Annotated in this window: 14 protein-coding genes and 1 tRNA gene; 12 read left to right on the forward strand and 3 right to left on the reverse strand. The window is 54.2% G+C overall.

The window, feature by feature from the left end; genetic code table 11:
* Nucleotides 1-34 precede the first annotated feature (34 nt).
* From HMPREF0573_RS08000 to HMPREF0573_RS08020, 5 genes are all read left to right on the forward strand, one after another.
* On the forward strand, nt 35-721 hold the full coding sequence (locus tag HMPREF0573_RS08000) for an ABC transporter ATP-binding protein (protein WP_013189521.1): 687 nt from the start codon (nt 35-37) through the stop codon (nt 719-721).
* 101 nt (nt 722-822) lie between these two features.
* On the forward strand, nt 823-1,314 hold the full coding sequence (rraA, locus tag HMPREF0573_RS08005) for a ribonuclease E activity regulator RraA (RefSeq protein ID WP_236589607.1): 492 nt from the start codon (nt 823-825) through the stop codon (nt 1,312-1,314).
* A gap of 79 nt (nt 1,315-1,393) precedes the next feature.
* On the forward strand, nt 1,394-2,248 hold the full coding sequence (locus HMPREF0573_RS08010) for a DNA adenine methylase (protein WP_041798050.1): 855 nt from the start codon (nt 1,394-1,396) through the stop codon (nt 2,246-2,248).
* The gene (locus HMPREF0573_RS08015) at nt 2,235-3,059 is read left to right on the forward strand and encodes a DNA-methyltransferase (protein ID WP_013189524.1); all 825 of its coding nucleotides are present in this window, start codon (nt 2,235-2,237) and stop codon (nt 3,057-3,059) included. Before HMPREF0573_RS08010 ends, HMPREF0573_RS08015 begins: the two co-directional genes overlap by 14 nt.
* A complete protein-coding gene (locus HMPREF0573_RS08020) occupies nt 3,052-3,942 on the forward strand; it encodes a type II restriction endonuclease (protein WP_013189525.1) in 891 nt (296 codons plus the stop codon). The genes HMPREF0573_RS08015 and HMPREF0573_RS08020 overlap by 8 nt, the downstream gene beginning before the upstream one ends.
* Before the next feature lie 77 nt (nt 3,943-4,019).
* Here the strand turns inward: HMPREF0573_RS08020 and HMPREF0573_RS08025 are convergent, their stop codons facing one another.
* Both HMPREF0573_RS08025 and HMPREF0573_RS08030 read right to left on the reverse strand, forming a co-directional pair.
* Nucleotides 4,020-5,126: a DNA adenine methylase gene (locus HMPREF0573_RS08025; protein WP_041798052.1), complete on the reverse strand. Its 1,107-nt coding sequence runs from the start codon at nt 5,124-5,126 to the stop codon at nt 4,020-4,022.
* A 101-nt stretch (nt 5,127-5,227) separates the two neighbouring features.
* Nucleotides 5,228-5,692, reverse strand: coding sequence for a tRNA (cytidine(34)-2'-O)-methyltransferase (locus tag HMPREF0573_RS08030; RefSeq protein ID WP_004006860.1), 465 nt, complete (start codon nt 5,690-5,692; stop codon nt 5,228-5,230).
* Between the two features lie 71 nt (nt 5,693-5,763).
* On the opposite strand from HMPREF0573_RS08030, the gene HMPREF0573_RS08035 reads away from it, so the two are divergent.
* From HMPREF0573_RS08035 to HMPREF0573_RS08065, 7 genes are all read left to right on the forward strand, one after another.
* Nucleotides 5,764-8,730, forward strand: a complete 2,967-nt coding sequence (locus tag HMPREF0573_RS08035) for a DEAD/DEAH box helicase (protein WP_013189527.1) — start codon at nt 5,764-5,766, stop codon at nt 8,728-8,730.
* A 102-nt stretch (nt 8,731-8,832) separates the two neighbouring features.
* Nucleotides 8,833-9,195, forward strand: coding sequence for a hypothetical protein (locus HMPREF0573_RS08040; protein ID WP_004006858.1), 363 nt, complete (start codon nt 8,833-8,835; stop codon nt 9,193-9,195).
* Between the two features lie 123 nt (nt 9,196-9,318).
* A tRNA-Leu gene (locus HMPREF0573_RS08045) sits at nt 9,319-9,403 on the forward strand.
* A gap of 49 nt (nt 9,404-9,452) precedes the next feature.
* The gene (locus HMPREF0573_RS08050; RefSeq protein WP_004006857.1) at nt 9,453-10,136 is read left to right on the forward strand and encodes a GNAT family N-acetyltransferase; all 684 of its coding nucleotides are present in this window, start codon (nt 9,453-9,455) and stop codon (nt 10,134-10,136) included.
* Nucleotides 10,137-10,151: 15 nt separating this feature from the next.
* The gene (locus HMPREF0573_RS08055; protein WP_004006856.1) at nt 10,152-10,640 is read left to right on the forward strand and encodes a pyrophosphohydrolase domain-containing protein; all 489 of its coding nucleotides are present in this window, start codon (nt 10,152-10,154) and stop codon (nt 10,638-10,640) included.
* Nucleotides 10,641-10,762: 122 nt separating this feature from the next.
* Entirely contained in the window at nt 10,763-11,857 is a 1,095-nt protein-coding gene (locus HMPREF0573_RS08060) for an FAD-dependent oxidoreductase (protein WP_036324823.1), read from the forward strand.
* Between the two features lie 154 nt (nt 11,858-12,011).
* Nucleotides 12,012-12,350 (forward strand): hypothetical protein, encoded by a 339-nt coding sequence (locus HMPREF0573_RS08065; RefSeq protein WP_004010694.1) that lies wholly within the window; start codon nt 12,012-12,014, stop codon nt 12,348-12,350.
* A 69-nt stretch (nt 12,351-12,419) separates the two neighbouring features.
* Here HMPREF0573_RS08065 and HMPREF0573_RS08070 read toward each other — a convergent pair whose 3' ends face one another.
* Nucleotides 12,420-13,427, reverse strand: a complete 1,008-nt coding sequence (locus HMPREF0573_RS08070; RefSeq protein ID WP_004006853.1) for an aldo/keto reductase — start codon at nt 13,425-13,427, stop codon at nt 12,420-12,422.
* Nucleotides 13,428-13,444: the final 17 nt, after the last annotated feature.

Consider the following 13,444-nt stretch of genomic DNA (forward strand, 5'->3'; position numbering starts at 1 on the left):
TTCCTACCCGCCAAATCGCCGCGGCGAGAAGCCAGTGCCTATCTTGCAATCCGTGAATCTGGACGTGAAGCGGGGCGAGATTATGGTGCTGCTGGGACCTTCCGGCTGTGGGAAATCGACCCTGCTACAGATTGTGGCAGGATTACTGTCTGCCGACTCCGGCACTCTGACCTGGGACGGTGTCAACCAACAACCCGTTCCGACGCATCGGCGCGGGTTCGCGATGCTGTTCCAAGATTGCCAACTGTTTGCCAACCGCAACGTGGAACGCAACGTCGGCTACGCCCTAGAACTGCGCCGACCGCGCCCCCGCAAAACAGAAATAGCCCACACGGTCGCCGAAATGCTGCAGTTGGTGCGGTTGAAAGGCATGGAAAAGCGCCGGGTTGATACTCTGTCAGGAGGGCAGGCTGGTCGGGTCGCCCTCGCTCGCGCCTTGGCTGCCAGACCAAAACTGCTGCTGCTGGATGAGCCACTTTCGGCCCTTGACGAACAGTTGAAATATGAGCTAGCTGCCGAAATTCGCGACATCGTGAAACGCAGCCAAATCACCGCTGTTTACGTAACTCATGATCAGGCAGAAGCGTCGTTGGTGGCGGACCGGGTGGGAATAATGCTGGCTGGCGTGATTCGTCAGACCGGCACGTTGGACGAGTTAAAAGCCCACCCGGATACTCGTGAAGTCGCCAAGTTCCTGGGGGTCAGTTTCCCTTCCCGGTAGTTTTGAAAATTCGTTAAACTGGGGAAACCAACACAGCGCCCCAGGCCCGTTTTCGTCTGATTGTTCCGGCTATGCGGTGGTGTTTCGGAAAGGAAACGACAATGAAGCAAGACATGATAGCCCCTCTCGCAACCACAGATTTGTATGATGAATATGGTGACAAGCTGCGGGTTTGTGATATGCAGATGACCAACTTTGGCGGGCACAAGGCTTTTGCCGGAAAGATTACAACCATTCATTGTCACCTGGACAGTGGTCTGGTGAAAGCCACGCTCAACACGCCGGGGCGGGGTCGGGTCTTGGTTGTTGACGGCGAAGGTGACCTACACGCGGCCTTATGCGGGGACCTGATTGCGGGTGCTGCGGTAAAGAACGGTTGGACGGGAGTCGTCATCAACGGGGCGATTCGTGACTCGGCAACGATTCGCGGTCTGGCTCTGGGCATAAAAGCGCTGGGCACAACCCCACGCAAATCCATCAAAGACAGCGTGGGTGAAACCGACGTCGAGCTAAACTTCGGGGGCATCACGTGGCGTCCCGGAGACACCTTGCACGCCGACATGGACGGAATCGTTTTGCTCCCCGAAGAGTGAGCCAGCGCCCTAGTGATCTGTTACGTTGCGAGGTAACCGCTACACTGGTACGGATGAGAGTGGGCGGAGGCGATTGGGCGTGAAGAATCCGGAACCCGTGGTGAAGTGGGCTGGAGGCAAGCGGCAATTGCTGGATCGCATCATGGGGCGCGCGCCAGCCCAGTACAATCATTATTTCGAGCCATTTCTGGGTGGTGGTGCGGTTCTGTTCAAGCTGCAACCGCCAAGGATGACCGTAAACGATATAAATTCAGCGCTCATGAGTCTCTACCGGCGGATTCAGACAGACCCAGAGGGGATTATTGACGCGGTTAATACGATTGATGGCGCATTGCCTCAGGAAAAAGAGCCCGCCAGCGAGTATTTTTACACGCTGCGCAGCCGGTACAACGATTTAATCCGCAAACAAGATTATGGGCTGGAATCGGACGCGTTAATGTTGTTCTTAAATAAGCATTGCTTCAACGGGTTGTACCGGGTCAATGCAAAAGGGGAGTTCAACGTTCCTTATAACGGTTCTACCGGTCCGTCTCTCAACGAGGACAACATTTATGCAGTTTCCAGAATGCTCCAGGGCGCGACTTTGCTAAATGTTGACTTCGAGCAGGCTTGTCGGGGCGCGGGCAGGGGTGATTTCGTTTTTCTCGATAGTCCCTATGCGCCTTTAAAAGCAGATAGTTTTCAGGACTACACCAAAGAGGGGTTCCATAAAGAAGACCACGAACGTCTGGCAGTTTTATTTAAGGACTTGGATAAACGGGGTTGTTTCGTGATGCTCACCAACCATGACACGCGCCTGATCCGGGAACTTTATCAAGACTACAGAATTGATGTCGTATCGGTACGGCGTGCAATTAATTCCGATGCTTCAAAGCGGAGAGGAACCGAAGTCATCGTCACTAATTATCTGGGAGCCCCGGATGACGAAAGCTGAGGCATCACGCATATTTTTTCAAACCCCCACGGCGAAGCTGATTCTTGCAGATGTATTTGATGCTCTTAAGAATATCGAGGAACAGAGCGTCGACATGATTTTTGCTGACCCACCGTATTTTCTCTCCAACGATGGAATTTCTTGCTCTGGCGGTAAACAGGTCTCGGTCAACAAGGGTGATTGGGACAAGGGGCTGCCACTGTCAGAAAAACACGAGTTCAACCGGCATTGGATTCGTGAATGCAAACGTGTCTTGAAACTAGACGGCAGTATCTGGATTTCCGGCACGTTCCACAACATTTATTCCATTGGTTTTGCTTTGGAACAAGAACGATTCAAGATATTGAACAACATCACCTGGCAGAAACTAAATCCCCCTCCGAATTTGGGCTGCCGGTGTTTTACGCATTCCACGGAGACTGTCATTTGGGCACGTAAAGACGAAAATAAAGCCAAGCACAAGTTTAACTACGGGTTGATGAAAGAACTCAATGATGGAAAACAGATGAAGGACGTTTGGCAAGGGACACTGACCCCGAAAAATGAAAAAGCTTTCGGCAAACACCCCACCCAGAAACCCGAGTACTTGTTGGAAAGAATCATACTAGCTTCAACCAATGAAGGGGATTTAGTGCTAGATCCGTTTGTGGGATCAGGGACCACGGTGGTGGTCGCTAACCGACTGGGGCGCAGTGGTATCGGCATTGACAACAATACTGAATACCTTGAAATTGCTAAAAAACGACTGCTGGGTTTGACTTCAACCCCAGAGAAAGCAGCTCTGCAACAGAAAGAACAGACCATTGCGTGATTTTGAAACTTGGATTGGTCATTTCAAAGAATCCATCGCTACCTATGGCTATTACGTTGACTGGAATAAGATATTTAGGCAAACTGACAGTATCAAGGTTGAGTTAAACATTCTTAATTCACTGGTCGGTTCAAGGAATATTCATTTTGAGTTCATGAATCTAATCTCACGCTACCCAGAGATTCGTCGAGCCATCCCTATCTTAATCGCTAAACGTGAAGCCACGATTTCCGTCTTGGATCCAGATGACGGTTACCGCCTTTTTGACTTTTCGGCTGTTCATCTCAGTGACCAGGACTGTGCTTTGTTTATGGAAAAAACTGGGTTGTTCAACTTGATTAGCAACCGTATCATAGATAATCTTTACGATTACGTGACTGGGGTTGAAGCGGGTCTTGATTCCAATGCTCGGAAGAACCGGGGTGGGCACCTCATGGAGGAACTCGTCGAAAGTTACTTGGAAAAAGCAGGTCTGACCCGTGAGAAAGACAGCTGGGATAAGCCCGATTCCGGTACTTATTTCAAGGAAATTTACGCAAAGAATTTGCAGTTGTGGGGTTTGAACATGGATCCTCTCACCAACAGCGGCAAAAGCTCTAAGCGTTTTGACTTTGTGGTTTGCACTGATACTACGATTTTTGGAATTGAGACAAATTTCTACGGTTCAGGAGGCTCAAAACTCAACGAAACCGCCCGCTCCTACAAACAACTTGCTCAAGAAGCTCAACAAATTCCAGGTTTTGAATTCGTCTGGTTTACTGATGGCAAGGGATGGGATAAAGCGCGGGGGAATCTCCGGGAAACCTTTGAAAGTATGGAACACATCTACTCAATCAACGAATTAGAAGATGGTATCTGTACAAAAATCTTCACTAACTCTTAGTCTTTCAATAGAGTTTCGTTTGCCTGTTTTCGCTACGCCTCGACACTCTCAAGTTTGATTCATCTACGAAAGACCGGCTAGCCTACTTGGGCGAGGAGGCGCGGTTCTGAGGGAGCTGCCGGGGCGTCGGGGACGTGGAAAGCGGTCCGGATACGCGCGCCAACCTGCGCGCTGCAGCCGACGAACAGGTATTCCAGATTTCGCAGGTGGGTGACTTTACCAACCTTGGTTCCTTCTGGATTGTAAATGCCAATCTGGGCGCCCACGTAGCGTTTATAGTCAAAAGCCAGCGCCACGCAGTCCTCAAAACGGGCAGCCACCACGTCAAACAGGGTGTCAAAATCAATCCAAGATTCATTGTTATAGGACAGCACCAGCGTGTCCGTGTCTATCTGCGAAATCAGGCTTTGCAGAGCCTGGGGCATCTCGCGTTTCCGGTTATACGCCGAATGTGTGGCGGAATCCCGCGCGTCTATCCGCTTTTGTGCCACGCCGTAAGCCTCGGGACAATCCCAACGAATCAGCGTCTCCCAGATGTGGTAGTTCGTAAAGTAACGATGCTGGTTATAGGGCGGATCGAGGTAAACCATGTCAAAATGCGGAGTCGCGGGGTCAGCGATGAGTGCGTTCGTGTCACGCTGGTAGGTGGTACCCGTGCCGTCCAGAAGCTCGGGCACTCGCAGTTCCAGGTTATTGTACGAGCGCGGAGCCCACTGTTTCAGGTACGCCATCTGCAGCCCGGTCGTGGAGTCCACTCGGTCTGCCGCCTCCATCAGAGAAGTCAGCAGGATAGGGTATCGGGGGTCGGCGGCAAACTCCGCCTCAATCCGATTGCGGATAGCATCGATACGCGCTCCGTTCTGCGGTTGGAAGAACCGGGATTTTTCGCAAAACGTTTCCGTAAAGTATCCCGGCTCGCCGGGGGTGGCTTCTAAGTCGCACAAGATAGTTCGCAGCTCGCGGTCGTTTATCTGACGTTTGTCGGTGGCGATATAGCAATCCGACAGCACCCGGGAATAGCTGGCCACGTCATTAGCGGCGGTAGTAATCCCGAGAGCTTTAAATGCTTGGGCAACCCTGGTCGTCCCGGTAAACGCGTCAAGGGCGGTGCGCGCGCCCGACAGGTTCGCAATCTGTGCCAACGCCGGCACCAAAGTGCGTTTTGAACCCAAGTATTTAATCACACGTGCTCCCTCTCTCCCCGAGATTAACATGAGGGAAGGAGAAAACCGCGCAGGCGCGCGGAAAAACGGGAAATCAAGACTTGTGAACGCGGGAAACGAAACTACATGCCGCCGGCGTAATCGAGTTGACCCCAGGCATAATACAGCCCAATCGCCGCCGAAATCGAGAGGTTCAAGGAACGACGTCCGTCCAGCATAGGAATGCGAACCCGGCTGGTGACACGGGGGTCATCCATGACTTCAACCGGCAGCCCGGTATCTTCGGGACCAAACATGAGACCATCCCCGTCCTGGAACTGAATCTGGGGCAGCAAGATGTCAGTATGACCGGTGAAGGCATAAAGTTTGCCGGGCACGTGCGCCAAGCAGTCGTCCAAATCAGGGTGACGCTCCAGATGCGCCAGGTCGTGATAGTCCAGTCCTGCCCGCTTCAACTTGGTGTCGTTATCCAGGTCGAACACGGTCGGTTCGACCACATGCAGGGTAGCTCCGGTACAGGCAGCCAGGCGAATCGCCGCACCGGTGTTCCCGGCAATGCGAGGTTCAAAGAAAATCACGTGCAACATAACACCCCTATTCTAAGTAGGTTTCATGATGCAATGAAAAATCCGGAGCTGAAACCTGTAAAATAGACAGAATGGCTGATGAAATGGATTGGCGTGCCGGGCTCGGAAGTCTACTCAACGCTAGCGAAGTGGACTTTACGAACCAGCCTTTGGCTATCCAGATAGACGGAGAAACCCTGATTCCGCTGCGACTGGCATTGTCTGGGGAATGGACAGAAAAACGCGCTACTTGGCGCGACCTCACCTCCCGGTGGGTATCTGTCACCAAGGGACTGAATACGACCCAGCTCGTCGCGATGCGTCACCTTTTTGAGCACAGTGCCCACGCCCAACTCGTGAAGTTAAGCCACCTTGACGCTACCGGTCTGGACCTCCTGGAGAAGTGCGTCACCAGCGGAGTTACCGTCTATTCGGACACGACTCGTACTACTGTGTTATGTCCCACTACTAGGGGGTCTCAAGCCGTCCTGGTCATCACCCCACACGAGGACGGCTCGGTGACGGTGGTGGCTCGTGCTGAAAACTCTGTGCCCGGACCTCGCTACGAAACGGCAGACACCGCTGACGCCGACTGCCAGTCTCTCGGCACCAGACTGCAAGTGTTGCGCGGGCGTTTCGTAGCCTGTACGGGAATTAAAGCGGGAGTAAACGAGGAACTGCACGCGCTGGCTGCGGCGCAGGCCCGATGGGAAATCCCGGCTGCGCAAGCCAACGATTTTTGGGCGAACTATGCCAAACACCTGGGAGAACTGGGGATGCTGTCCCCGGACTCAATGAATCTGGTCCAGGAACATGCTTTTGGTACACCTCAGTTATGTGGATTGTTGCGCCTCCACGAAATGAATCCCCAACTGGTCGAAATACGCTGGACCGTACGTCGTCGTTCCGCCACTGACACCGTGGAAGTGCCCCTGGATCCCAATACTGCGGATTCGGAAATCCAAAAGGCGATGCATAGCGTCGGCTCCCTGGGGGGATGGAATGCATCCGAGATTCAGACGTTCTTTACGAAAAAATTTCCCATTTTTGAGTTGGATCGGATTCGCGAGCTGATTGCAACCATTAATGCTTCTCAACGTGCCGAAGTGGACATATCCCCCGAACTGCAACACATTCAGATTTTTTCGGATGGTCCTGCGCTTGACCTGCGGATTGACCAGATTATTTCTCCCGGTCAAGCAACATCCCAGTCTGACGAAGATGCCCCTGACTTTGCTGCGGATTTTGAAGGACTGCCTGAAGACGAGCCGCGGGGCTGGGGGCTGCGTTATGGGCTGGACCTGGGGTTGCGCCTGGGGCAAGAGGACTTGGACACAAAAGAATTTCTGGCAGCCCTGGGGCGGGTGGAACGCTGGTGGCAAACCCCTGAGGGTAACTGGGTGGATTTGTATGCGGCGAAAAATCAGCAGCTGAAACGGCTGATTCGGGAGTTTACCGATTTAGGGCTCAACGATTTTTCCGGAGGGGCGGACTTTTCGGTCGGAATTTCCAATTTCGGACTGGTCTCGGCGTTGGACGCGCTGGCGACGACGCGTCACTTCTCCGGAGATTGGGAACATGCCGTCAACAAATTGGTGGACCCGCCTGAAGTTTCGACACCCGCATTGGCGCGAGGCACTTGGCGTGGCTATCAAGAGGACGGTTTCCATTGGATGATGGCTCGAGCTACAGCTGGTTTGGGTGGCATCTTGGCTGATGATATGGGTTTGGGCAAGACCATGCAGATGCTGGCGGTCATCGCTGGGCAAAAACAGCAGTTGATGGATAGTCCCGCGAACGCTGCCGGGGCGGTGTTTGTGATAGTTCCCGCCAGCTTGATGGGAACTTGGGAGGAACAGGCGTCACGGTGGTTCCCGGATTTGCATCTGTACGCGCAAAAGACCAGTGTCGGTAAGGTCGCGGCGGACTGGGAGCGGGTCGCTCGCGAAGTAAAGCAAGCGGACTTGGTGCTGACTACCTACACGTTGGCGCGCATGGACATAGACTTTTGGCAGACCCAGAGCTTTTCAGGTTTAGTTTTCGATGAAGCCCAATTTGTGAAAAACCCTTCCACTGCCACCCATAAAGCCTTGGTGCGTCTGCGCGCCAAGTGGGCTTTTGCCTTGACCGGTACACCTATTGAAAATACTGCCACTGACCTGTGGTCGATTATGTCCCTGACAGTTCCCACGGTGTTGCCCAGCCTATCGGTATTCACGCGCCGTTTTGCCGCTGAAGCCCTCAGTGATCGCGGTGAGGCAGCTGCCGAACTTTCTGACCGGGTGGCGCCGTTCCTGCTGCGTCGCACCAAGGACAGCGTCGCTCAGGAGCTGCCGGAAAAGATTGAACAGATAGTCTCTATTGACCTGGAACCGGCGCAGCGCACCTGGTACGCCAAATATTTGACGGCAGCTCGAGCCCAAGTCGCAGATGCCAATTCTCCTCGCATCAACATCCTCACGGCTTTGACCCGACTGCGCCAACTTGCTCTGAGCGCCAAGCTCATCGACCCGCAGGCACACGAGGACGGGGCAAAAGTCACGTACCTGCTGCAAACGCTGGAGGGGCTGCGCGATGATAGCAACTTGAATCCCCGACAGCGTCATCAGGCGCTGGTGTTTTCTCAGTTCACGTCTTTCTTGGCGATACTGCGGGAAAGGCTGGATCAGGCGGGAATTGACTACGCCTATCTGGATGGCACCAGTCGTGATCGCGACCGGCAGGTGGCACGGTTCCAAAACGGAGAAGTCGATGTATTCCTGATTTCGTTAAAGGCTGGTGGATTTGGTTTGAATCTCACGCAGGCAGATTACGTGTTTCTCACCGACCCGTGGTGGAATCCAGCGGCGGAGGCTCAGGCCGTCGATAGAGCACACCGACTGGGGCAAAAACGATTCGTCAATGTTTACCGGCTGGTCGCTACCGACACGATTGAACAGCGCGTCCTGGAGCTACAAGAAAAGAAACGCGACCTCATTGGGGCGGTACTCTCCGGTCAGGAGAATCGGGAAGTGTCTGCGGGAATCACCCTCGATCAGTTACGCAGCCTGCTGGGATGAAACTTCGGCAGTGCTCCTGGCAGCGTCGCCCGGTGGCCCGAGCACCTGGTAAATATTCCCCAAATTCTGGCATTGACTATGTGGGCGTGAAAGAATGAAACCGTGATTGATGACATTGTTGAAGGGCGTAATTATTTCCAACGTTCTGCCGTCCGGGCTAAATCCCTGGTGCGCGGTGATCCGCTGGTGGGTTCAGGTCTGATTGTGATTGGGGTTTACTCGGGTAACGCCGAGGTCGCCGAGGTGATGCGCGGCTCGGCAAAAACGGTTCGTTTTATGCGTCCGGACGGTACTCTTTCCGCAGAAGCCGCCACGGATCCGGCTCAGATTGGTATCAAGCTGGCCAGTGGTTACGTTCTGGTGAAAGCCAGTGCGACTGGCAAGGACGATGTGGATGAGAATGCCTTTTTCCTGACTCCGACCGCCTCCATGGTCGAGATATGGCAATTCGCCGAAGCTGACTGAGCTCCGTTTCGGCATCGGCAATCCGCGGTTTTTTCGCTAAATTTCGCGGTCTGTGTTTCCGTCGCGGAACTCATCTTGAGAATGACGGCTAAACCCGCTAAATTTGATTTGCCTTTGGCGCCAGCGAGGGTGGCGGAATGGTAGACGCGCAAGCTTGAGGTGCTTGTGACCAATTGCGGTCGTGAGGGTTCAAGTCCCTTTCCTCGCACAAGACCCGGTAATCCGGGTCCTTGTTGTATTTTCGTTCGGGGGGATTCATGTCTGAAACGCCTTTCGTTCAGGGAATCGCTAAATTTGTTTCCACCAGTGCCGCTGCAGGAGAAATCGGGGCGCATCGACCCTTCCCGGTGCACGGCACCCTCCTAACCTTGGACGTGCCACGGGCTGCGGACGCACCTGAAGTCGCGGCAGCTTGCCAAGACCCCGGAATCCAGAGATTTACCAATATCCCAGTGCCTTTCGGCCCGGAACACGCGGACAACTTTTTAAACGAACTTTGCCCCCGGTTGTGGGACGAGGGGGGAGCCAGCTGGATTATCCGTGCTTTTGATTCTCAAACCGCCCACCTGGCAGGGACGATTTCGCTGCGAGTCGGGATGGAAAAGACTGTAAATGTCGGTTATTGGATAGCGCCCGAATGGCGGGGACGCGGGCTGATGCGTGAAGCATTGCAACTTGCAGTCACCACCGCGTTTAATCTGTTGGGCTTTGAATGCGTGACCTTGGAAGCGCACCCGGAAAATCTGGCGTCCATCCGGGTCGCGTGGCATTGCGGTTTTCGGTTTGGCGGAATTTTGCGTGGTATTGGCTTGCATCAGGGACAACGAGAAGACCGTGCCGTGGCGACGCTGCTGCAGGGAGACCCGCTCGAACCGGCAACCGAGTGGACCGCCCTTGTGAAACGATTGCAACTCAGTGACCGGGGAAACACCTCGGACTAGGGAAAGAAGTACAAAATGAGCCAACCAGAACTGCCTACCCCCGACCCGCGTGACCCGGAAGCCCTCGTGCGGCAATTTCACCAAGTCTATGACCTGCCAGTGGTGACAACGGGACCAAACATCGAAAACGAGCGGATGCATATGCGCTTGTCACTGATTTTAGAAGAAACTTCCGAGTTGGTGCGCGCGCTATACGGTCAGAAAGCCTATGCGGCGCTGCGCGGGGTGATGGACGGAATCAGTGAACTGGACGAGGGCGCTCGCGACACTGTCGAGGTCGCCGATGCGTTGGCAGATTTGACCTACGTTGTTTACGGCATGGCTCTGGAGGCGGGAATCAACCTGCCGGCAGTATTGCAGGAAGTTCAAGCGTCCAATCTGTCGAAGCTGGGTCCGGACGGGAAACCGATTTATCGCGATGACGGTAAAGTTTTGAAAGGGGAGGGATTCTTTCCCCCGAACATTGCCCGAGCCTTGCAGGTCCCGCTGGCGCCAGAACTGTAAACCTCACTCCGAACCGGTTGAAATATTTATCGCGAAACCGGTGCACTAGCTGGCATTTAGGTTAGGATTAAGACGTTTTGTTGGAAGGCGTCAATCCTAGAGGAGCTGAAGCGGGAGGTAGTGTGGTCCGAGTTACTGTAGTCGGTGGTGGATATGGGGGAATCACCGTGGCAGGCGGTTTGGATGATGTCGCCGAAGTGACTTTGGTGGAACAAAAAGACCAGTTCGTGCATCACGCAGCAGCTTTGCGTGCCGCCGTCGATGATATTTGGACCCACACCATATTCATGCCCTACTCGCGCCTATTAAAGCACGGTCGGGTCGTGCACGGAGAAGCGACCCGCGTCGAGGGAACCACCGTTCACCTGGCAAATCATGACCCTATTGAAGCGGATTACCTGGTTTTAGCGACTGGGACCACCTACCCCTATCCGGCGAAACACAATATCCCGACAGCTTCGTTGGCGAAACGGCGTCTGGAAGAAACCCGGAATAATTTGTCGCAAGCGAAGCGGGTCATGCTGGTTGGCGCGGGTACTGTTGCCATTGAATTCGCCGGCGAGCTGTTTACGAACTTTCCGGATATAGAAATCATTATGGTGGATCGTTCCCCGCATATTTTGGGGTCTAACGAGTATGCCGAAGACCTGCGTGAGGTTTTGACCGCGGATTTGCAACAGGCGGGAGTGCGTCTGGTTTTGGGCGCTCCCTTGGCGTATTTACCGCCAACCGATATCGGGGAGTTGGCTCCTTTCCATGTCGAGACGCAAGCCGGAGTGGGAATCGACGCCGATATGTGGTTCCTGTGCTACGGTGCCCAAACGGCTTCGGGCTATCTGCGGGCAAACTACGGTGATTCCCTCAACAATGAGGGGCAGGTCACGGTGGATGAATACCTGCGGGTAAAAGGTCAGAATCACGTCTACGCGGTCGGCGATATTACCGATGTTCACGAGTCTAAACGGGCTGACGCGGCTCGGGCACACGCGCGGGTAGTGGTGGCAAATATTAAAGCGGAGATTGCCGGGCAGGCACCCTCCACCACCTATACCCCCGGTAAGATGTGGATTGTTTTGCCCTTGGGAGTCGAGGGGGGAGCGTCCCAGCTGACCGGTCCTAACGGAGAATCACAAATCGTAGGTCCTGACGAAACCTCCGAAATCAAAGGCACCGACCTGATGGTGACCATGGTCAGAGGTCAGCTGCATCTGCCTTAGAGTATGTTGTTTCTCTAACCGGATCGGTTCCTTACGGCAGGTTCGCACCAGGTGTCACCAGACCTTTCCCTGGAGTCACATTGACGGGGTAAAGCCCCTGGTTTCCCCCTGAATTGTCCTGCAATGTTTGGTCCTGCACATTAGAATTGGACTTATGAAAAATCCTCGTACGGAGTTAGATAATTTGATTGCCGCACTGCAGCGGCATTTGGAAGTGGCATCTGTAGCCGACAGCGATATGGACGATTCGTCGGTCTTGAGCGATGCCGAAGAAAAGCTTCGTGACGCCTTTTTTACCTACGATGATGCGCTGTTTACTGCCACCGGGGTCGAGTTGCCCTTTGACATCCTCGAAGATGACGACGAGGAATACGACGATGACGAAGACGACGACGATTTCATCGATGACCTCGATGATGATGATGAAGACGACGACAACGATTATCTGGACGAAGGCGACTTAGAGGACTTTGACCTGCACGGTGAGGACTGATTTCGGCTGTCACGTCGCCTCTCCTGGGGTGTGGTGCGCTATGCGTAATCAGAGTCAGATGCAAAAGCACTAGGTCACCGGTAGTCGCGGGTCAGAAACCTCATCTAAAGCCGACATGACTTGACGTGGCACTTTCGTATCTAGCGCCCCCAAGACTTGACGGAATTGTTCGGCACTGCGCGCCCCGACTATGGCACTGGACACACCGGGCTTTTGCAAAGCCCAAGCGAGTGACACTGCCAACGGAGAAACTTCCAAACCCTGCGCCGCGGTCGCTACCGATTCCACGATGCTGCGATACCTTCCTTGCAGATAAGGCTGCACAAAACCTTGCAGATGAATAGAGGCGGCGCGAGAATCCGGCGGCACCGAATTGCGATATTTACCGGTCAAGACCCCGCGACCCAGCGCCGACCATCCCAAAAACCCAAATCCCAGCGACTGGGCAGCAGGTAAAACTTCGGCTTCCGCCTGCCGGTTCAACAACGAGTACTCATTTTCCACCGCCGCTAAACCCGGCACATTAACTGTGCCTTCCCGCAGACGTGCCGCTGCGTAAGCACACTGCCAGCCCGCATGATTAGACAGCCCCACATACCGCGCTTTTCCGCTCGACCATGCCGACCATAACGTCCCCAGTATCAGGTCAAAGTCGGTGTGCGGATCGGGAACCTGCAGCAACCACAAATCCACGTAATCAGTGCCCAAATTGCGCAGGGTTCGATCCAGACTGCCCAACAGGTTCTGGCGGGAGGCGTCCACGAAAGATTCATCATGCCGCCGCGAGACCCCCGCTTTTGACACGATAACCAGGTCTTCGCGGGCAAAATGAGGTGCGGGGAATTCGGTATCCATCGCGGTAGAGCTACCAGCGGAACCCAGCAGATGACCCAACACCACCTCGGCTTGACCGTCTCCGTAAGTTGGGGAAGTATCAATCAAGTTCCCCCCGACCTCGACGAAAGCCTCGAGCTGAGCGGCTGCTTCGGATTCTAAGGTATCTCGTCCCCAAGTTAGGGTTCCCAAACCCAAAGCTGAAACCCGCATACCGGTATTTCCCAGACGTCGCATCTCCATGATTTCCAGCCTAGTCG

It is taken from the genome of Mobiluncus curtisii ATCC 43063 (assembly GCF_000196535.1).
Lineage (GTDB): Bacteria > Actinomycetota > Actinomycetes > Actinomycetales > Actinomycetaceae > Mobiluncus > Mobiluncus curtisii.